18 protein-coding genes and 1 pseudogene are annotated in these 18,530 nt (G+C 44.6%); 5 read left to right on the forward strand and 14 right to left on the reverse strand.

Features of this window, described 5'->3' with window-relative positions; all coding sequences use genetic code 11:
• Window positions 1-4 precede the first annotated feature (4 nt).
• Both paaB and paaA read right to left on the reverse strand, forming a co-directional pair.
• Window positions 5-295, reverse strand: coding sequence for a 1,2-phenylacetyl-CoA epoxidase subunit PaaB (gene paaB / locus KT990_RS01215; RefSeq protein WP_004279183.1), 291 nt, complete (start codon window positions 293-295; stop codon window positions 5-7).
• 31 nt (window positions 296-326) lie between these two features.
• Window positions 327-1,271: a 1,2-phenylacetyl-CoA epoxidase subunit PaaA gene (gene paaA / locus KT990_RS01220; protein WP_005095897.1), complete on the reverse strand. Its 945-nt coding sequence runs from the start codon at window positions 1,269-1,271 to the stop codon at window positions 327-329.
• A gap of 262 nt (window positions 1,272-1,533) precedes the next feature.
• On the opposite strand from paaA, the gene paaZ reads away from it, so the two are divergent.
• The 3 genes from paaZ to KT990_RS01235 all read left to right on the forward strand — a co-directional run bounded on the left by paaZ (window position 1,534) and on the right by KT990_RS01235 (window position 6,402).
• Window positions 1,534-3,645 (forward strand): phenylacetic acid degradation bifunctional protein PaaZ, encoded by a 2,112-nt coding sequence (gene paaZ / locus KT990_RS01225; protein WP_218208991.1) that lies wholly within the window; start codon window positions 1,534-1,536, stop codon window positions 3,643-3,645.
• Window positions 3,646-3,839: 194 nt separating this feature from the next.
• Window positions 3,840-5,279, forward strand: a complete 1,440-nt coding sequence (locus tag KT990_RS01230; RefSeq protein WP_100355542.1) for a spinster family MFS transporter — start codon at window positions 3,840-3,842, stop codon at window positions 5,277-5,279.
• A gap of 187 nt (window positions 5,280-5,466) precedes the next feature.
• Window positions 5,467-6,402, forward strand: a complete 936-nt coding sequence (locus KT990_RS01235) for a tRNA dihydrouridine synthase (protein WP_218208992.1) — start codon at window positions 5,467-5,469, stop codon at window positions 6,400-6,402.
• Window positions 6,403-6,454: 52 nt separating this feature from the next.
• On the opposite strand, the pseudogene KT990_RS01240 reads toward KT990_RS01235, so the two are convergent.
• The 4 genes and pseudogenes from KT990_RS01240 to rpe all read right to left on the reverse strand — a co-directional run bounded on the left by KT990_RS01240 (window position 6,455) and on the right by rpe (window position 9,341).
• Window positions 6,455-7,116 (reverse strand): annotated as a pseudogene (locus KT990_RS01240) (nuclease-related domain-containing protein).
• 34 nt (window positions 7,117-7,150) lie between these two features.
• Window positions 7,151-7,633, reverse strand: a complete 483-nt coding sequence (locus KT990_RS01245) for a methylated-DNA--[protein]-cysteine S-methyltransferase (RefSeq protein WP_064097025.1) — start codon at window positions 7,631-7,633, stop codon at window positions 7,151-7,153.
• Window positions 7,634-7,707: 74 nt separating this feature from the next.
• Entirely contained in the window at window positions 7,708-8,025 is a 318-nt protein-coding gene (locus KT990_RS01250; RefSeq protein WP_005095886.1) for a DMT family transporter, read from the reverse strand.
• Window positions 8,026-8,654: 629 nt separating this feature from the next.
• The gene (gene rpe / locus KT990_RS01255) at window positions 8,655-9,341 is read right to left on the reverse strand and encodes a ribulose-phosphate 3-epimerase (RefSeq protein WP_005172476.1); all 687 of its coding nucleotides are present in this window, start codon (window positions 9,339-9,341) and stop codon (window positions 8,655-8,657) included.
• Window positions 9,342-9,512: 171 nt separating this feature from the next.
• Between rpe and KT990_RS01260 the strand changes: the two genes are divergently transcribed.
• A complete protein-coding gene (locus KT990_RS01260; protein ID WP_074384095.1) occupies window positions 9,513-9,791 on the forward strand; it encodes a DUF2218 domain-containing protein in 279 nt (92 codons plus the stop codon).
• Window positions 9,792-9,853: 62 nt separating this feature from the next.
• Here the strand turns inward: KT990_RS01260 and fghA are convergent, their stop codons facing one another.
• From fghA to KT990_RS01295, 7 genes are all read right to left on the reverse strand, one after another.
• Window positions 9,854-10,690, reverse strand: coding sequence for an S-formylglutathione hydrolase (fghA, locus tag KT990_RS01265; protein ID WP_218208993.1), 837 nt, complete (start codon window positions 10,688-10,690; stop codon window positions 9,854-9,856).
• A gap of 44 nt (window positions 10,691-10,734) precedes the next feature.
• On the reverse strand, window positions 10,735-12,117 hold the full coding sequence (locus tag KT990_RS01270) for a C13 family peptidase (protein ID WP_180186232.1): 1,383 nt from the start codon (window positions 12,115-12,117) through the stop codon (window positions 10,735-10,737).
• A gap of 121 nt (window positions 12,118-12,238) precedes the next feature.
• Window positions 12,239-13,060, reverse strand: a complete 822-nt coding sequence (locus KT990_RS01275) for a class I SAM-dependent methyltransferase (protein ID WP_074384092.1) — start codon at window positions 13,058-13,060, stop codon at window positions 12,239-12,241.
• Window positions 13,054-13,878 (reverse strand): undecaprenyl-diphosphate phosphatase, encoded by an 825-nt coding sequence (locus KT990_RS01280; protein ID WP_005095875.1) that lies wholly within the window; start codon window positions 13,876-13,878, stop codon window positions 13,054-13,056. Before KT990_RS01280 ends, KT990_RS01275 begins: the two co-directional genes overlap by 7 nt.
• A gap of 16 nt (window positions 13,879-13,894) precedes the next feature.
• Window positions 13,895-14,560, reverse strand: coding sequence for a tRNA (adenosine(37)-N6)-threonylcarbamoyltransferase complex dimerization subunit type 1 TsaB (gene tsaB, locus KT990_RS01285; protein WP_074384091.1), 666 nt, complete (start codon window positions 14,558-14,560; stop codon window positions 13,895-13,897).
• A 136-nt stretch (window positions 14,561-14,696) separates the two neighbouring features.
• On the reverse strand, window positions 14,697-15,224 hold the full coding sequence (locus tag KT990_RS01290; protein ID WP_373683528.1) for a gamma carbonic anhydrase family protein: 528 nt from the start codon (window positions 15,222-15,224) through the stop codon (window positions 14,697-14,699).
• Between the two features lie 24 nt (window positions 15,225-15,248).
• The gene (locus tag KT990_RS01295; RefSeq protein WP_005095870.1) at window positions 15,249-15,857 is read right to left on the reverse strand and encodes an NUDIX hydrolase; all 609 of its coding nucleotides are present in this window, start codon (window positions 15,855-15,857) and stop codon (window positions 15,249-15,251) included.
• Window positions 15,858-15,980: 123 nt separating this feature from the next.
• On the opposite strand from KT990_RS01295, the gene KT990_RS01300 reads away from it, so the two are divergent.
• The gene (locus KT990_RS01300) at window positions 15,981-16,529 is read left to right on the forward strand and encodes an NUDIX hydrolase (RefSeq protein WP_218209365.1); all 549 of its coding nucleotides are present in this window, start codon (window positions 15,981-15,983) and stop codon (window positions 16,527-16,529) included.
• 67 nt (window positions 16,530-16,596) lie between these two features.
• Here the strand turns inward: KT990_RS01300 and KT990_RS01305 are convergent, their stop codons facing one another.
• Entirely contained in the window at window positions 16,597-18,519 is a 1,923-nt protein-coding gene (locus tag KT990_RS01305; protein WP_218208994.1) for a hypothetical protein, read from the reverse strand.
• Window positions 18,520-18,530 lie beyond the last annotated feature (11 nt).

Raw genomic sequence — 18,530 nt, forward strand, 5'->3', positions numbered from 1 at the left:
CCCTTTACATGTGCTCGATGCCAGCTGGAATGTTATAAAAGGTTGGATGGCGATAGACCTTGTCCAAAGCCGGTTCAAAAAATTCTGCTTTTTCATCTGGCTGGGAAGAGGTAATCAATTCAGATTTCACCACCCAGATACTGATGCCTTCATTGCGGCGGGTATATACATCGCGGGCATTTTGTAGTGCGACTTCCTCATCCGGCGCACGCAGGCTGCCAACATGACGGTGACTCAGACCCTGTTTACTACGCACAAACACTTCATAAAGTGACCAGTTGTTTTTGTTATTCATGAGCAAATTTCCTTATATTGATCAAACTGTTTTAAGCAACTTTTTGTGCTGCTGACTGTTGCTGCTGTTTTTGCGCATAGACTGCTGCTGAATCACGTACCCACTTACCGCCTTCCCAAGCTTTGCGGCGTGCTTCAATACGCTCATGGTTACACGGTCCCTTGCCTGCAAGAATCGCAAAGAACTCATCCCAATTGATTTCACCAAATTCATAATGTCCGGTTGCTTCATTGAATTTAAGGTCTGGATCGGGAACGGTTAAACCCAGCTGCAAGACTTGCGATACAGTGTTATCGACAAATTTCTGACGTAAATCATCGTTGCTGAATAATTTAATTTTCCACTGCATGCTTTGTGCACTATTCGGTGAATTATCATCACTTGGACCAAACATCATCAGTGCCGGCCACCAGAAACGGTTCACCGCATCCTGTGCCATCTGCTTTTGTTCCGGCGTACCATTGGCCAATTCCATCATGGCTTCAAAGCCCTGACGCTGATGAAAACTCTCTTCTTTACACACGCGCACCATGGCACGGGCATAAGGACCGTAAGACGTACGGCACAGCGCAACCTGATTGACAATAGCCGCACCATCCACCAGCCAGCCAATCGCTGCAACATCGGCCCAGCTCAGGGTTGGATAGTTAAAAATTGAGGAATATTTCATGCGACCGGCAATCAGTTTATCCATCATGTCGTCACGATCGGCACCCAGGGTTTCTGCAGCACTGTACAGATACAACGCATGACCGGCTTCATCCTGAACTTTTGCCATCAGCACGGCTTTACGTTTTAAAGTCGGTGCACGGGTAATCCAGTTGCCTTCCGGCAACATGCCCACCACTTCAGAGTGTGCATGCTGACCAATCTGACGAATTAAAGTTTTACGATAAGCCTCCGGCATCCAGTCCTTCGGCTCGATGGAAATATCCTTTTCAATCTTTTGATCAAAGATTTGTTGTTGATTATTCATTGTTCCCTCACTTATCCCAAGTGTTGATACACTCAAATTAAAACGATACAAAATTAAAATCAATATCTATTTATTGGTATCATTTAATTTTTATTGCTTATTTTTAATAAATATTTGTTTTGTATCATTTAATATTTTTTATTTTATTGTTAATCATTTTTAAATACAGATTTATGATTGACATTTTTAATTTTTAAACACAAATTATGAAACATCAAAATTAAAATACATCTCAAAACGTATCATAAATGGAGTTTTTACCATGTTAGAGTTAGACAGCAGCTCAAGCACAACGGATTATCAAGATACTGAATCAACCCATAATCCTATTGCCATCAAAAGCTTATCTTCACTGGTGTACGGCCAGGAATTCACAGCGCAAGCCGATTTACGTACGGTTTATCATGCCATTAGCGGTGAAGCGGTTTATCAGGTCGGCAGTCAGGGCATCGATACCCAAGCTGTAGTCAAGTATGCCAAACAAAAAGGCGCGACTATCGCCACATGGACCTTCCATCAACGTGCCAATGCACTGAAGCAAGTGGCACAGTATTTGATGGAGCGCAAAGAAGACTTTTATGAACTTGCCAAGGCGACCGGCTGTACCCGTAAAGATGCCTGGATTGATATTGAAGGCGGGATTGGCACCTTATATGCCTATTCGAGTTTGGTGCGTCGTGAACTGAGTGATGAAACAGCATGGGTCGAAGATGCCTGGATTCCTCTTTCTAAGCAAGGTAGCTTTGGTGCGAAACATATTCTGATGCCTAAAGCTGGTGTTGCCGTGCATATCAATGCCTTTAACTTCCCAATCTGGGGCATGCTGGAGAAAATCGCACCTACACTGTTGGCAGGCGTACCCTGTATTGTCAAACCGGCGACCGAAGGTGCCGAGCTGACCCATGCCGTGGTCAAAGCCATTCATGAAAGCGGTTTCTTGCCAGAAGGTTCATTGCAGCTCATTTGCGGACAGGTTTATGATTTGTTTGATTATTTAAATCCTCAGGATACGGTCACCTTTACCGGTTCTGCATCAACCGGGCAAAAACTGCGTTCGCATCCACACTTAAATGCCTACTCGATTCCATTCACTATGGAAGCAGATTCGGTCAATAGTGCGATTTTGACGGCGCAAGCCAATGATAAAACGATTGATTTATTTGTTCGTGAAGTTTTCCGTGAAATGATCACTAAAGCCGGACAAAAATGCACCGCCATTCGTCGTGCCTTTGTTCCAGCCGAGCTGCTGGATACAGTACAAGACCGTCTGATTGAAAAACTGAAAAAAGTGGTTGTCGGTGATCCGGCTCAGGAAGGCGTGACAATGGGTGCTTTGGCCAGTGTCAAACAGAAACATGATGTCGCTGCAAAAGTTGAACAGCTGAGTCAAGATGCAGAAATTGTGCTCGGTAGTCACTTGCGTCAGGACTTTAAGATTCAAGTACAAAATACTGAGAAGTCTGCATGTTATCCACCAACAGTCCTGGTATGCAAAGTGCCAGTTCAGGCAGAAAATATTCATAAGATTGAAGCCTTTGGGCCTGTGGTGACTTTAATGCCATATACTGACCTGGCTCAGCTGGCTGACTTGGTGGCACGTGGCGAAGGTAGCCTAGTCGCCTCCATCGTACGCAATACTGATGAAAATATTGAACAACTGCTCAGCAAAATTGCGCCATGGCATGGTCGTGTCCATATTCTGGATGCTGAAAGTGCCAAAGAAAGTACCGGACATGGTTCTCCATTACCTTTACTGGTGCATGGTGGACCGGGACGTGCTGGTGGTGGTGAAGAACTCGGTGGCTTGCGTGCAGTGAAACATTATATGCAACGGACTGCGATTCAAGGCTCGCCAAATGCCATGACCCAAGTTGGTCATAGCTGGACGGCTGGAGCTCAGGTCTTTGAAGACCGCGTGCATCCTTTCAAAAAGTCATTTGATGAATTGCGTATCGGCGAGCGTTTACTGACTGCACGACGTAGCGTGACCGAAGCCGATCTGGTGAATTTTGGCTGCCTGAGCGGTGATCACTTTTATGCGCATATGGACAAAATTGCTGCGGCAGAATCACTGTTTGGTGAGCGCGTGGCCCATGGTTACTTTGTGGTATCTGCCGCGGCCGGTTTATTCGTTGATGCCGCCCAGGGCCCAGTCATTGCCAACTATGGCATGGACAACTTGCGCTTTGTAGAACCTGTAAAAATTGGTGATACCATTCAGGTAGAACTCACTTGCAAGCAAAAAACCCCTAAATTGCTACGTGATCCGACACAGAAACCACATGGTGTGGTGGTCTGGGATATTAAAGTGAAAAACCAGCGCAATGAACTGGTTGCAACCTATGATATTTTGACCCTGGTTGAGCGTGGCTAAACATTTAAACTCAAAAAAGGAATCATTATGATTCCTTTTTTTTTGATTCAAATATTATTTGTATCTATTCTTAAAAAACAGATTGACGTCAATCCAATTAAACTTTAGATTGATCAAACGCGATACAAAATAAAAATAATATATAAATTAAAAGTATCAAATAAATATCTCAAACGATCAGCACAGGATGTTGCATGATGAATGATAAATCGCTAGACATAGACATGGTTGAAAGGACGATTCAACCGCCCAATCAAAGTTTTGAGCCTACACCGACAGAAACGGCCGTGCCGCTGTCTGAACAGATTGAACCACCACCGGAAAGCAGCACCTATCAATGGTATGTGGTCGTCATTTGTATGGTGGCTTACATTCTGTCATTTGTAGACCGTCAAATTTTATCCTTAATGATTGAACCGATTAAAGCCGATTTAATGCTAAGCGATACCCAGTTCAGCCTGTTACAAGGCCTGGCCTTCTCTCTGTTTTATGCCATTATGGGTCTGCCCATTGCCGCGCTGGCGGATCGAAAGTCCCGGATTAAAATTATTGCGACCGGGATTGCATTCTGGAGCCTCGCTACAGCGGCCTGTGGTCTCAGTAAAAACTTTATTCAAATGTTTATTGCTCGTTTGAGTGTCGGTGCCGGTGAAGCTGCGCTTTCCCCTGCCTTTTATTCAATCGTTGCCGATTTATTTCCCAAAGATAAATTAGGCCGTGCACTCGGGGTATATGCGATTGGTGCCTTTATTGGTTCGGGTTTAGCTTTCCTGATTGGCGGCTATGTGATTGGCCTGCTAAAAGATGTCAGCTTCGTGGCTTTACCGCTCATTGGTGAAGTAAAAACCTGGCAACTTACCTTTATGATTGTGGGTCTACCAGGCGTATTGCTGGCCCTGCTGATGGTTTTGACGGTGCGTGAGCCTGCACGTAAGGGCATGAAAGTCGGTCAGGATGGTCAGGTCATTAAAGCCTCTTTCAAAAATTCGATCGGTTTTATCAAGACACATAAAAAGACCTTTTTCTGTCATTTTATCGGCTTTTCTTTTTACACCATGATGCTGTATTCGCTGCTGGGCTGGGCACCTGCCTATTACATGCGTAATTTCGGTCTGGATGCGAGTCAAACCGGTTATATCCTTGGGACGATTATTTTAGTGGCAAATACCTCTGGTGCCCTGTTCTGTGGCTGGCTGATCGACTTCTTTTCAAAGCGTGGCTATAGCGATGCTGCAATTCGTACCGGTGCCATTGGCTGTGCGGCGCTGATTATTCCGAGTGTGCTGTTTACTCAGGTCGATAATATGCAGCTTTCATTTGCGCTGATTTTTGTGGCGATGTTCTTCTCCACTTTCCCGATTCCTGCATCCGCTGCTGCTACGCAAATGCTGACACCAAACCAGTTACGAGCCCAGGTCTCTGCCAAGTTCCTGCTGGTATCAAACCTGATTGCTTTAGGCATCGGAACCACCGCAGTGGCGTTGATCACGGATAAATATTTTCAGAACACGATGATGGTTGGTAATTCTATTTCGATCGTCAATGCCATTGCCGGAGTGATTGGCTTCTTCTTGTTGTATAAGGGCTGTCAGTATTATCGTGAGAGTATGAAAGTCGAAAAACTGGCTGACTAAAATAGCTGGATATGAATCAGCCATCTTAAGCTTCACTGTGAAAGGCCTTTAATCCACATTAAAGGCCTTTTTTATATCCATTCCACAAGCTCAATTTTCAAGTTCTCAAATTTCAATTCTCCCTCCAACCTAGACAGGCTGGCTAAAAAAACGTATAACACCGTTTTAAATTTACAGGTGTGCACCGTTGAAACTTGTGCTTGCTCCCATGGAAGGCTTAACCGATCCGATTATGCGTGATGTGCTGACATCCGTAGGTAGCTTTGACTGGTGCGTGACCGAGTTTATCCGTGTCACCGACTCTATCCTGCCCGATCATGTTTATCACAGTTACTGCCCGGAACTGTTAAATGAGGGCAAGACGGCGGCGGGTACGCCGGTACATGTGCAGTTTCTGGGAAATAATCCGGAAATGCTGGCAGCAAATGCAGCCAAAGTTGCCGCAATGGGCGCACCGGCGATTGACCTGAATTTTGGTTGTCCTGCGAAAACCGTGAACCGTCATCGCGGCGGTTCCGTTTTACTGGATGAACCCGAAGTGGTGCATGAGTTAGTCAAAGCCGTGCGTGATGCAGTACCGGCGCATATTCCGGTATCTGCGAAAATGCGTCTGGGTTATATGGATCGCAACTTTATGCTGGACAATGCCCATGCTATTGAAGATGCAGGAGCATCTTGGGTGACGGTGCATGCGCGCACCAAAGCCGATGGCTATACTCCGCCTGCATTTTGGGACCAGTTACAACCGATCCGTGAAGCATTGAAAATTAATGTGATTGCCAATGGTGAAATCTGGAACAATGCCGATGCCAAACAGTGCCGTCTGGAATCCGGTTGCGAAGACCTGATGATTGGCCGTGGTGCCGTGACCACACCCGACCTGACCCAATGTATCCGTCAAAACTCGGATGCACCTTTGATGAACTGGAATGAACTGCTGGAACTGCAAATTCGTTTTATCAATGGCCCCGCCAAAACTGAAATTGGCATGGTCGGTCGTTACAAACAATGGCTGGGCATGATGTCGAAACATTATCCTGAAGCCAAAGCCTTATGGGATGAAGTAAAGCGGATTAAAGTTCTTGCCGAGATTACCGAAAAACTGAAAGCTTCAACTATGTAAATGCAAAATCCTTTGAATGATTCAAAGGATTTTTTTGATTCTATAAATCATTTTAAGGCTGCTTATGCTGTTTTAAGCTTTCTACATGTTTCCGATTGGTTTTCCAGAATTTTTCTAAAAGCTGTTTTTCTAAATGCAGTTGTATCCGTTTTAATTTTGTTTCAGAAATCATCTGTTGATCAAAACTTTTCACATAATCGGTCCAAGCTGCGCCCCGAAATACCTCATTCGGCATTGGTGTTTTAAATACCGCATCCGGCATAAATACAATCACGGAATGCAAAAGATCTGGCTCCACAATATCAGTCAGTAATTGTTCCAGAACTTTGATGTGTTTATAGTTTTGATGAATCGGATTTTGAAATGTATAACTGTTTTTATAAATTTTCTGGGTCCATTGTTTCTGACGCGCGCTTGCAAAAATCCAGCCCTTATAGTTTTTGGTTTCAATCACAAAGATGCCATAAGGACTTAATAGCAGATGATCGATTTGTGTGGTGGCACCTGCTCCATCTGGAAGGGTCAAATCATTCAGCAGAATGTAATTCAGGGTCTTTTAAATACCGTTTGACATGGGTACTGACCGTGAACTCACCTAACTTTTCTTAAAAATGGCTTAAATAATTTAAAAACAATCATGCCAAAGAAAAGTAGAAGAATCCACCCTAAGCTGGACCAGAGTGGACTTAATAGCTGTATCGTAGAATGTTCCATATTCTAATTTTCGTTTATTTTAAGTGTTTAAATATTAATGCGTTCGCTCAATATTTAACAGGATTTGTTTTTTATCCAAACCACCGGCAAATCCTACCAGCTTGCCACTGCGACCAATCACCCGATGACAGGGTGCAATAATCGAAATCGGGTTTTTGCCATTGGCTGCACCCACGGCACGTACCGCCTTGATATTACCCACCTGTTCAGCAATGTCGCGATAGCTTCGCGTTTGTCCGTAGGGAATATTCAGTAGGGCCTGCCAGACTTTTTTCTGAAAATCAGTACCGGCAAAGTCCAAAGGCAGGTCAAAAACATTGCGCTGACCGGCAAAATATTCCTGAAGCTGACGTCTGGTTTCAATCAATACCGGATGCTGCGGATCTTCAACCAAGGTCGCCAGTTTCACCCGATTCGGCTGTTCACAGTCCCAAAGCACGGCCACCAGTGCGGTTTCATTCGCGACCAGTCGTAACTGTCCTACCGGAGAATCCATATAGAGATAACTTAAGTTCATGCTTACACCCTGTCCCGGATCAGCGGAGTTTATTTTCTATTTTAACTCAGTTCACCGAGACAGGCTGAAACAAATTATGAAGAAGATACTTTCATCAGCACCAGACCGGAAATAATCAATACTGCAGCCAGCATACGCATGGCCGATGTCGGCTCACCCAGAACTAAAATCCCGATCAGAAATGAACCCACAGCCCCGATTCCGGTCCAGATCACGTAAGCTGTGCCTAATGGCAAAGTACGCATGGCATAGGCCAGTAAGGCAAAGCTGAGAATCATAAAGAAAATGGTGATGATACTTGGCGTTAATCGGGTAAATCCTTCGGACAATTTCATGGAATATGCCCAAACGATTTCAAAAACACCTGCGAATATAAGTGCAATCCAGGCCATGCAGCCCTCCTCTTTTATCTAAGAATCAGGCCGTCCTGACGATTTTTCCTGTGCATTTCAGCATGAAATAGACAAGGGAGGTCGTTCCTCCTACCTATAAAAAATTTTATAAAACCAGATTACGCACACCTGATGATTTTTACAAAACATGACTCTTAGAGATGCAACTTAACCTGATCTTACTCAAATCTTCAAGACATTTGTCGCTGCTGTTATTATGGTAGATATTCAAAATGATCATTCAGAAATAGCCCCTATGATCAGGCAAATTCAGCAACAACAATTTCACAAAAATAAGTGCAGCATATCAAGTTATACACATCCATTAAATTTAAATAACGAGCAAAGAGATTACACAATGAAATACAATTTCAAGACCTATTGATCACTTTTTATTTAACATGATTATGAACCTGTGATGAATAAACAACCCCTAAACAAGAGGGGTTGGAAGGTATAAAAAGAACCAAATTTGAGCTCTTTTTATACAAATTTCGTCTAAGGCATAATCAATCTGGCTACAAACGATTACATTTTACACAACATATCCATATGGTTACCCACATGGATATCTACACACTTATCCATAAAGTTATCCACATATTTATGTGCATACTACTTTTTAGCGATTAGAGTTGAACCTGACCGACTTTGGCTAATTCTGCACGCATTTCATCAATTACAGCTTTATAATCCGGCTTGCCAAAAATAGCAGATCCGGCGACAAACATATCCGCACCCGCTTCGGCAATTGCACGAATATTGCTTGGGGTAACACCGCCATCGACTTCCAGCTGAATATCACGCCCTGAAGCATCGATCAGTTTACGGGCCTGACGCAGTTTATCCAAAGTCATCGGAATGAATTTCTGTCCACCAAAACCCGGGTTCACACTCATCAACAGAATTTGATCTACTTTATCTAATACATAATCCAGATAATGCAGCGGTGTGGCCGGGTTAAAGACTAAACCGGCTTTTGCACCACCCGATTTGATCAACTGTAAAGAACGGTCAATATGGTCAGATGCTTCCGGGTGGAAGGTAATGATATCGGCACCTGCTTCAAGGAAATCCCCGATCATACGATCTACCGGTTTCACCATCAAATGCACATCAATCGGGGCTTTGATCCCATAGTTTTTCAATGCCTTACAAACGCCTGCACCAAAAGTTAGATTCGGTACATAATGATTATCCATCACATCAAAATGAACAACATCTGCCCCTGCTGCCAAGACGTTCTCGACTTCTTCACCTAATCGGGCGAAATCGGCAGATAAAATTGAAGGTGCAATTAAATATGGCTTGGACATGGGAGAACCTGGCTAGCTAAAATTGGATTTTTCTCATTATATCAAATCCAGTCCGGCTACTGTGACCTTGATGTTGCAAGAATAAAACGCTGTGTAACGCTTTAAGGCTTATGAATGCCTTTCAATTTGGTTTAAAGTCCTGACAAGGATAAAAAGTTTAGAGGAGTAAGAATGCAAAGTACCGCCCAGATCCAGACTCAACAGGCGCAGCGCCTTGCGAAACGCCTGGCCAATCACTGGAAGCATAAGTTTACCATCGAAGAAACAGACCAGCAGTTCCTGATTCATTTTCCGAGTGCAGAGGTGATGTTAGTTCCTCAGACTGAGCACTTGCTGGTGACCATCCAAAGTAGCGATGAATCTACCGATTTCGATAAACTGGAAAATGTGGTTCTGGATCATCTCATTCGCATGGGACAGGAAGATTTAACAGCAGACTGGCAAAGATAAGCGATAAAAAGCCCTGATGATCTTATATCTAGTAGGGCTTTTTTGTGCCAGCAGTTTTGAGTTTAAGGCTGAAGCTGTACCGCATGAAACTGTAGATGGTCATCCATAAAACTTTGAATAAAGTAATAGCCATGATCATAACCCTGATGTTCACGCAAGGTCAGCGACTGGTTCACGGCATCACAGGCCTGCTGGAACAGCGCCGGATTCAGCTGGCTATAGAACTGGTCTGAAAAACCCTGATCAATCAGGATGTCAGCGAATAAGACACCTTTCTCTTTAACCAGTGCAGTCGCATCATGCTTGAGCCATTCTTCACGGTTTTCACCCAGATAATTCGAGAAAGCTTTGTCTCCCCAAGGACATTGGCTTGGTGCACAGATCGGTGCAAAAGCCGAAACTGAACTAAATTTTTCTGGATATTTAAAAGCCAGAGTTAATGCACCATGTCCGCCCATACTGTGACCGAATATGCCAATCTTACCCGGCTGAATCACAAACTCTTCAATGACCAGCGCATAGAGTTCATCGACGATGAAGCTTTCCATCTGATAATGTTCAGCCCACGGCGCTTCGGTAGCATTGATATAAAAACCTGCTCCCTGACCAATATCCCAGTGATCGCCTTCTGCCACAGCTTCACCGCGTGGCGATGTATCCGGTGTGATTAAAATCAGGCCCAATTGTGCTGCCAGACGCTGTGCATGTGCCTTAATCGCAAAGGTTTCCTCGGTACAGGTCAAGCCTGCCAGATAAAACAATGCCGGACAGCTATGACCTTCTAGGGCTTGAGGCGGCAGATAAATGCCAAATTTGGTGGATGTTTTCAGTGCTTTCGAATCAAAGCGATAAATCCGCTGTTCACCTTCAAAGCTTCTATTGTTCTGTACGAGTTCCATGGCATATTCCTTATGATTGCAGCATATCTACTGATGACATTGATCTAAGGTGATTGTGTCATCGTACTGGTTTGCGGAAATAAACGTTGTTCCAGCTGTGGCAACATCAATTGCATATTTTTGCCAATCACCCATTGCGGCTCTGAAGGCTCAAAGCCTTGTGCTGACTCCCATTTTGCCACGGTCGCTTTGGCCTGTTCGAACGCGGCTTGCAGACTGCTATTTTCACGCATCGCTTCATCAAAGAATGCACGGCCAAAATAGGTATAATCCGCTTCATTGGAGCAGCCAAAAGACTGACGGTCGGCGGCCGAAGCCGTAATCACCAGGGTATTGTCATTCTGCAGGGCCGAAGCAAAGCTGCCGGAAAAACAGGCCGAGATCACAATCACACGCCAGCGAATGCCTGCTGCATCCAGCGTTTCACGTAACCATTTTGGATCGACCTGGGCCAAATCCAGCGGCGCATTTTCCATTTCAAACACATTTGGCAGACCATGAGAGGTCATATATAAAAATAACACATCACTTTCACGGTTCATCTGCTGGCCCATACGGCGCAATGCCAGTTCCATACTGGTTTTGGAGGCAATCGGCATGGTGGTACGTGTCGCCGGATGATTGACCAAAGCAATAGAACGGCCATAAGTGCCAAAACGGGTATCAAACTGCTCTTTAATCCTCTCAATTTCAGAATGAAATACATCCTGATAACTTGCGCCAGCCACGCCCATAAAATACCAGTGCGATTGGGCAAATTCACCGTATTCGATATTTTCCAGGGCTTTGTTCAGCAAAATTGGCTGCGCATAAAATGCATCTTCGGCAAAGCTCGGTGGAATTTCTTCTACTTTCCAGATCGGTTGATCTTTGACTGAAATTTGCCAGACCACCAGCGTAAACAGGGTCGCCAGCATAATCAGCGCACGTTCCCACCACGGCCATTTTAATTCACGTGAAATTACCCAGACCACAGCCAGACTTTGCCAGACAAACAGCATGACAAACAGGGTCGGAATATAGTCATAGAGGATATAAGGCAGATAGTCCAGATCGCCCAGATATTGAATCAGGCACTGGAACAGCATGATATGAGTATCTAAAACCAGCCATAACAATGCCGGCACCAGCATCAAACGCAGGTTATTGATCCGTTGCGACAGAAAGATACCCACAATCAGCGCAATAAAAGGCCAAAGTGCATAACTAATCAGACCTTGAGAGTTAAAATCTCCCATACGGCCTGAACTGAGCCAGCTAAATAGGCTGTTGGCACAACCACCCAGAATCCCCCAGAACACCAATTGCATGATCGATGGACGAACCAGTTGCAATGAACGCCGAGATCCCAGAAATAACCACATCCCGGCAATTTGGTTGCTCTTAAAATCGTGCCAAAAATTAATGGAGGGTTTAAAGTCGATCATAGAATTTCAAGGAGATCAGTGGCTCGCTAAGGTGCTGAATAAGTTTATGCTTGATAACGGTTTTATCAATGCCAATTGTTAAATATACAACAAATCCTTGCTTAATATTGAAACAATTATCTTATTCAGCCACAAGTTCATGCTGAAAATATGCATCAAAACGGCAGGCATCACCCTGCCATTGATGATGAGGTTCTTTTTCTGCCAAAAACACCGCCAGACGTGGACGTTTGACCACCACACGTTTGGCAATTTTTTGCGCCAATTCCAACAGGTTATCACCCAGATCCATTTCGCCATCTTCAGGCAAGAGCATGTGCAAGAGCTGCATCTGTTTTTTGACTTGCGCCTGTTTCTTAACCGCCTGCTGGTTCTGATCCCGCTGCGGGAACATCGGATCCAGATAGACCACATCTACAGTTCGATGCTGCTCGGCTTGCTGCTTCAGATAATCGGCTGAATCAGAAAAGACCAGTTGAATCCGTGATACGACTTGACTCAGAAATACATCAGATTGTGCACGGGTATGGGTATCTTCAAGTAAAGTAAATAATATGGGATGTCGTTCGACCAGCGTGACTTGGGCACCTAAATGCGCCATCAATAAACTGTCATGTCCCAGACCCGCGGTGGCATCGATCAAGCTCGGTTTCTCGGCTAAATGACAGGCACGTGCAATCATTTCAGATTTTAAAGATGCACGTTTTAAACGTCCGGTCTCGGCTTGCCAGTCCGGTTGCATTTTCATGCCATGGGCACAAAGCCAAAGTCCATTCTCATCCACACATAAGGCCAGTTCAGGATTCAGACGAAAGAAACGTGCATTGAGTTTTTCAACCGTTTCAATTTCGACCTGCACCCCACGAGAAGAAAGCACAGCCCCGAAGTGCTGTGCTTTCTGTTGATCGTCAGATTCGGCATATAAGCGAATCGCGCTTACCATAATTTCCAACCTGTATAGGCAAATAATAAAATCAGCAGACCCGAAGCAATACGATACCAGGCAAAGATCATAAAGTCGCGTTTAGCGACATAAGCCACCAGCGCGCGGATGAGTAACAGTGCCGAAATAAAAGAAACCAGAAGCCCGACCCCGATCACGGCCCAGTCTTCAGTAGTATTTAGCACATCATAACTTTGATAAAGATCCAGCAGGCCGGCACCAATAATGACCGGAATACCCAGAAAGAATGAAAATTCAGTCGCGGCCTTACGTGATACACCTAAAAACATCGCACCGATAATGGTCGCACCTGAACGAGAGGTTCCCGGAATCAAGGACAAGACCTGAATCAGACCAATCCAGATGGCATCTTTAATACTGAGATCTTCAACTTCATGTGCACGAACTTGAGGCGGATGTTTTTCAATCCAGATAATGATCAGGCCACCCACAATCAAACCAATGGCAATGGCAATATCATTAAACAGAAACTGTTTGACCGTTTGCCCCAAGGTCAGTCCAATCAATATAATTGGAATCGAGGCCAAAATCAGGCCGATCCCTAAGCGACGACCCTGTGGCTCACCGCTGACAATTCCGGTTGCTGCTCCCCAAAGACGGGCCCAATATTCATAAATTACCGCTGCAATGGCACCCATTTGAATGGCAATGACGAATACATCACTCTTTTCCTTGGTCCAGAAATTCATTAATTCTGATGCCAAAATTAAATGGCCAGTACTGGAAATCGGCAAAAATTCGGTAATACCTTCGATAATACCCATGATTGCCGCTTTGAGTAGCAGTAAAAGATCCATGCTTTATCCTAATTAATTATGCTTTGCCTTGTTCAGGAATTTTTTTCCACGCGTTATCACGTAAATACACCGGCAGCGCCAATTCTGCACTGACCCAGTTTTCTGTGTGTGCTGCTGCACGTGCGATGCTGGCAATATCCTGTGCGGTCGCATGCACATTTTTATACATTGAAGCTTCAGTTTGTACCAGCTCAGCACCAGAGCCCACCGGCGTAAACCGAACAGCTTGACTGCCTTCGGCATAACTTAATAATTGTTCTTCATCGACCGGCTGCATGATCCCCTCTGCATCCAGTTGATAGCTCGCGATATAAACTTCGCTCATGCGTGCATCTAACACGGCAGAAACTTCAGTCAGACCATGTACACGGTAAGCTGCCTGCGCCAAGGCCTGTAAAGTCGACACCGGAATCACCGGCACATCATTTGACCAGGCCAGCGCCTGCGTGACTGCGGCATTAATCCGCACGCCGCTAAAAGAACCCGGACCACGACTAAAAGCAATCGCGGTTAAATCACCAATCGCCAGCCCAAGATCTTGCAGACCTTGTTCAATCATTGGGAGAATCGTTTGCGTTTGTGCCTTGGCGCGCGCATCAAGCTGAAAAAATAGTTCTTGAGTATCATCGATCACAGAGACGGAACACTGCTCATTGGCAGTCTCCAATGCCAGCACTTTCATGCACAACCTTAATTCAGAGAATATAAAAAACGCGGATATGATACTCCACTCATATCCGCTACGCGAGATTTTCCCGAAACAGATACAAAAATGCCTAGAAAATTCTAGGCTTATCATGATTTTCTAGAACATCGTATTAAAGCTGAATTTGTTCCAGATCCTGAAATTTCTGAAAATGCCCGGCATAGTGCAGGGCACTCATTTTCAGCTTTTGAATACTGTCTTGATCCAGCGTTTTTACCACTTTGCCCGGTGAACCCATCACCACCGAATTATCCGGAATGATCTTGCCTTCAGGAATCAGGGCATTGGCCCCAATAATACAATTCTTGCCAATCACCGCATGATTCAGAATCACCGCCTGAATCCCGATCAGGCTATTATCACCAATGGTACAGCCATGTAACATGGCCTGATGTCCGATGGTGACATAATTTCCAATTTGCATCTCAATACCGGCATCAGTATGCAGCACGGCATTTTCCTGCACATTGCTGAAATCACCCAGTTTAATTTTACTGTTATCTGCCCGTACCACAGCACCAAACCAGATGCTGACCTGTTGCCCGAGTTCGACTTGTCCAATTACTGTTGCAGTTGGTGCGACCCAGCCATCCCATGGCTGCTGTGTAGCAGTCGGTGTGTGTCCCTGAAATTTATACAACATTGATAAAATCCTGTTCAATGGTTAAAAAAATTTGGAGCGTTTAAAACTTGGTGAATTGAGCAGGAATGGCCAGTCTTTTTTATAATCCAATCCATACTGGAACAAAGAAATCAGCATACGTGCCGTCAATCCCCAGACCACTTCATTTTCTACCCGCATACTTGGAAAATATAAAGATTGCTGGGCAAAGCGGACTTCATAAGGTGTGGGCGTGGCTTCAAGCAAATGTTGCAATGAGGCAAAGAAAATCCGGTCGATTTCCGTTGGTTGCGGAATCAGCTGCACTTGCGGCGGAATCAGCCCGACAATCGGCTTAACCAGCATGCCATTACGGGCTTTCTGCATGGGCAAGTCCCCCATCAGCTGCACATCAAAGGGATTTAATGCCGTTTCCTCATAGGCTTCTCTTAAAGCCACGACAATATTGCTGGTATCTTGTGGATCGCGCTTGCCACCCGGAAACGAAACCTCTCCGGCATGATTATTCAAATAAGCCGAACGGCGGGTCAGCAATACTTTGGGATCAGCTTCATCGGTGATCGCAATCAACACGGCAGCATGCGCAGATCGAATACGCCTGGAAAAGCGTAATCGTTGCTGCAACTTTTGTGTCAACTCACGCGCATCCATTCTTTCAGCCCTAAACATGATCATAATTTCATCATAGCTGATTTTTGATTCAGCGGGATAGAAATGATGCCAAATTTTGATTTTTCAGTTATCCTGAGCTTAATTTTATCATTGATGATGAATATGAACTTCTGTGTGAATTGTGGACATAAAACGACCGAAAAAGTTCCTTTGGGCGACCAGCAAGTTCGCAGCGTGTGTAATTCATGCGGCTCTATTCATTATATTAATCCGAAAGTAATATGCGGTGCTTTGGTTCTCTGGAACAATAAAGTCCTGCTGTGCCGCCGCGCCATTGAGCCGCGTTACGGTTTATGGACTCTGCCGGCCGGCTATATGGAACTGTTTGAAACCATGGAGCAAGGCGCTGCACGGGAAACCCGTGAAGAAGCTGAAGCCGAAGTCGAGATTGAGCAGCTGTATTGTATGTATAACATTCCACGTATTGGCCAGATTTATGTGTTGTTTAAAGCCAACCTGATTGATGGAAAATTTGGTGCAGGTGAAGAAACCATAGAAACGTGGCTGTTCGATGAAGCAGATATTCCCTGGACCGAGCTGGCGTTCCCGAGTGTGGAACATACGCTGAGACATTATTTTGAAGACCGTAAACAGAATATTTTCCCGATGCATCTGGAAACATTAGGCTCACGTCTGGATCATACCGGTTAAATTTCTCTCTATTCATCACGCATAAAAAAATCCCATACGCAGATGGGATTTTTTTATATTCCGGAAACTATTGTTTCGCTTTTACCCGGTAACAATCTGCAAGCTTGAACTCAACAGACCCGCCGCCACGTTTTGCCAGACTAATGTCATCCGAGGTTTCATCCTCGTTGTTATTGTTATAAATCTTCTGGAAACTGGCATAGGTATTGGCCCACTGCACCCCATCGCCAACCGAATTCAGGAAAGATACCCGGCCATTCTGACCCACAGCAGTATCCAGTACATTGGACAAGTTCAGCAGCGCACCGCCAATGACAATCGTATCATTTGAGTTTGCAGAAGTCGCTATACGTGAATCTACCCCAACCAATGCACCATTCAAATCACCTAATTTTTCATTAGCCAAAATCAGACGCATTGACACCGATTTGTCAGACACAAATGCACGTCCTAAAGTCCCGAGACGGTATTGTTGTACGCCATTCAGTAATAGGTTGCTATCCAGTACATCACCCTGACAGCCCGCTACCGGATCGGTCGCAAGATTGCTTGCAGACTGCATATTGGTGCGTACATCACCATTACTGTCAATCACAATTCCCACAGTGATTGGGCTAACTGTCGTATCACTAAACTTAAACTGCAGATTGGCATACATCGGAAAAATATATTTTTCGCCACTGGCTACATTCTGCTCTGTTTTAAATACCGCACGATCTAAATAGCTGATTGGGAAAATTTTATATAAATCAATACTGCCATTATATTGATCACCATCTGCCTCCAAACGCCACAAACCTAAATCGGCTGGAGTCACTTCTTTCTGTCCAGTGACCATTTTATAAAAAGCGTCTTTACCCGCAATCACATAATCATTCAGCAAACGCCCCTGATACAGTTCCAGCTGAGTGGCATTATTTGCAATATTAAGGCGATAAGGGGTGCTAATGGTTTTGCTGGTCGGATGAATCCATGAACTTTGCGGATCGGCCGTCATTTGCACAGGTTTCACATTACGGATAAGTTCGGCATTAATTCCGCCTAATGAAGACAGGTTTTTGGCAGGCAGTTTTAACTGGCTATCACGCCACTGCAGGCCACTGCCAAAAGTATAACCCTGACGATCGGTAATCAGCATAAAATGCCCAAACAGATGCTTGGTATTCCTGTCCTTAATATCACAAGGGGCTTTATTACATCCCACCAGTCCATCTGAACCTGTCAGGTTGCTGCCCACCACACCCGAGGTTGAAAATAGTGAAAATTCCGGCTGATAAACTGCAGCATTGGCAATGGTTACCAGTTTTTTGACTGTGGCAAACGCTGCTTCATCCGAAATCTGGCTAATATCTATAAAATCCTTAATTTTTGTAGCAAAGTTGGCATCGGTTAGGCTGATATTGCCATTCAGTTTACCCAGGTCTTTGCGCATTTCTTCGGTAATATACAAGGGCTGCACATCGGTTGGATTCACAATGCGGCCTTCTTGTAACGCCAGAGCTTGCAGAATTTTAACCAGATGCATCGCCACCTGGATGGTCGGATCGCTCTGATCCAAATTATTCACCCGACGCCCCGTAATCCCTTTTGCAATATCCACCACACTTAAACGCGGTAACTGAGTCTGGGTACTGAAAGAGGCATAATCACTGAGCTTAAGTTTACCCAACATAATCTTGCTTGAACTAAAGCCCTGTATATAAAATTCGATTTCATCTGTTTTTTGACAGGTTCCGGAAGCCACGCCCGCATTACTATCAAATAGGGTAATAAAGGTATTTTCTTTATCGCCGCTACAGTTAAAGTTCAAGCCATCCAGTGGATATTCAAGCCCCCATTCCACACAATTATCGGTGCCTGCTGTGCATGTTCCATTAGTTGTGGCTTCATTATTTTTTTCTGGAATCACATTGGCACTCTCCCCACCACATCCTGTAAGTGCAGTCAAAAGTGTAGTTAAAGCAAATGGATATAATATTTTATTTTTCATCTTGTTATACT

The sequence above is a fragment of the Acinetobacter sp. F9 genome (assembly GCF_019195275.1).
GTDB classification, from domain to species: Bacteria; Pseudomonadota; Gammaproteobacteria; order Pseudomonadales; family Moraxellaceae; genus Acinetobacter; species Acinetobacter pseudolwoffii.

What these genes read in the sequence shown, in the direction of transcription:
- paaB (WP_004279183.1), bottom strand. Translation starts at nt 295, where the DNA reads ATGAATAACAAAAACAACTGGTCACTTTATGAAGTGTTTGTGCGTAGT.
- paaA (WP_005095897.1), bottom strand. Translation starts at nt 1,271, where the DNA reads ATGAATAATCAACAACAAATCTTTGATCAAAAGATTGAAAAGGATATT.
- paaZ (WP_218208991.1), top strand. Translation starts at nt 1,534, where the DNA reads ATGTTAGAGTTAGACAGCAGCTCAAGCACAACGGATTATCAAGATACT.
- KT990_RS01230 (WP_100355542.1), top strand. Translation starts at nt 3,840, where the DNA reads ATGATGAATGATAAATCGCTAGACATAGACATGGTTGAAAGGACGATT.
- KT990_RS01245 (WP_064097025.1), bottom strand. Translation starts at nt 7,633, where the DNA reads ATGAACTTAAGTTATCTCTATATGGATTCTCCGGTAGGACAGTTACGA.
- KT990_RS01250 (WP_005095886.1), bottom strand. Translation starts at nt 8,025, where the DNA reads ATGGCCTGGATTGCACTTATATTCGCAGGTGTTTTTGAAATCGTTTGG.
- rpe (WP_005172476.1), bottom strand. Translation starts at nt 9,341, where the DNA reads ATGTCCAAGCCATATTTAATTGCACCTTCAATTTTATCTGCCGATTTC.
- KT990_RS01260 (WP_074384095.1), top strand. Translation starts at nt 9,513, where the DNA reads ATGCAAAGTACCGCCCAGATCCAGACTCAACAGGCGCAGCGCCTTGCG.
- fghA (WP_218208993.1), bottom strand. Translation starts at nt 10,690, where the DNA reads ATGGAACTCGTACAGAACAATAGAAGCTTTGAAGGTGAACAGCGGATT.
- KT990_RS01270 (WP_180186232.1), bottom strand. Translation starts at nt 12,117, where the DNA reads ATGATCGACTTTAAACCCTCCATTAATTTTTGGCACGATTTTAAGAGC.
- KT990_RS01275 (WP_074384092.1), bottom strand. Translation starts at nt 13,060, where the DNA reads ATGGTAAGCGCGATTCGCTTATATGCCGAATCTGACGATCAACAGAAA.
- KT990_RS01280 (WP_005095875.1), bottom strand. Translation starts at nt 13,878, where the DNA reads ATGGATCTTTTACTGCTACTCAAAGCGGCAATCATGGGTATTATCGAA.
- tsaB (WP_074384091.1), bottom strand. Translation starts at nt 14,560, where the DNA reads ATGAAAGTGCTGGCATTGGAGACTGCCAATGAGCAGTGTTCCGTCTCT.
- KT990_RS01295 (WP_005095870.1), bottom strand. Translation starts at nt 15,857, where the DNA reads ATGGATGCGCGTGAGTTGACACAAAAGTTGCAGCAACGATTACGCTTT.
- KT990_RS01300 (WP_218209365.1), top strand. Translation starts at nt 15,981, where the DNA reads ATGAACTTCTGTGTGAATTGTGGACATAAAACGACCGAAAAAGTTCCT.
- KT990_RS01305 (WP_218208994.1), bottom strand. Translation starts at nt 18,519, where the DNA reads ATGAAAAATAAAATATTATATCCATTTGCTTTAACTACACTTTTGACT.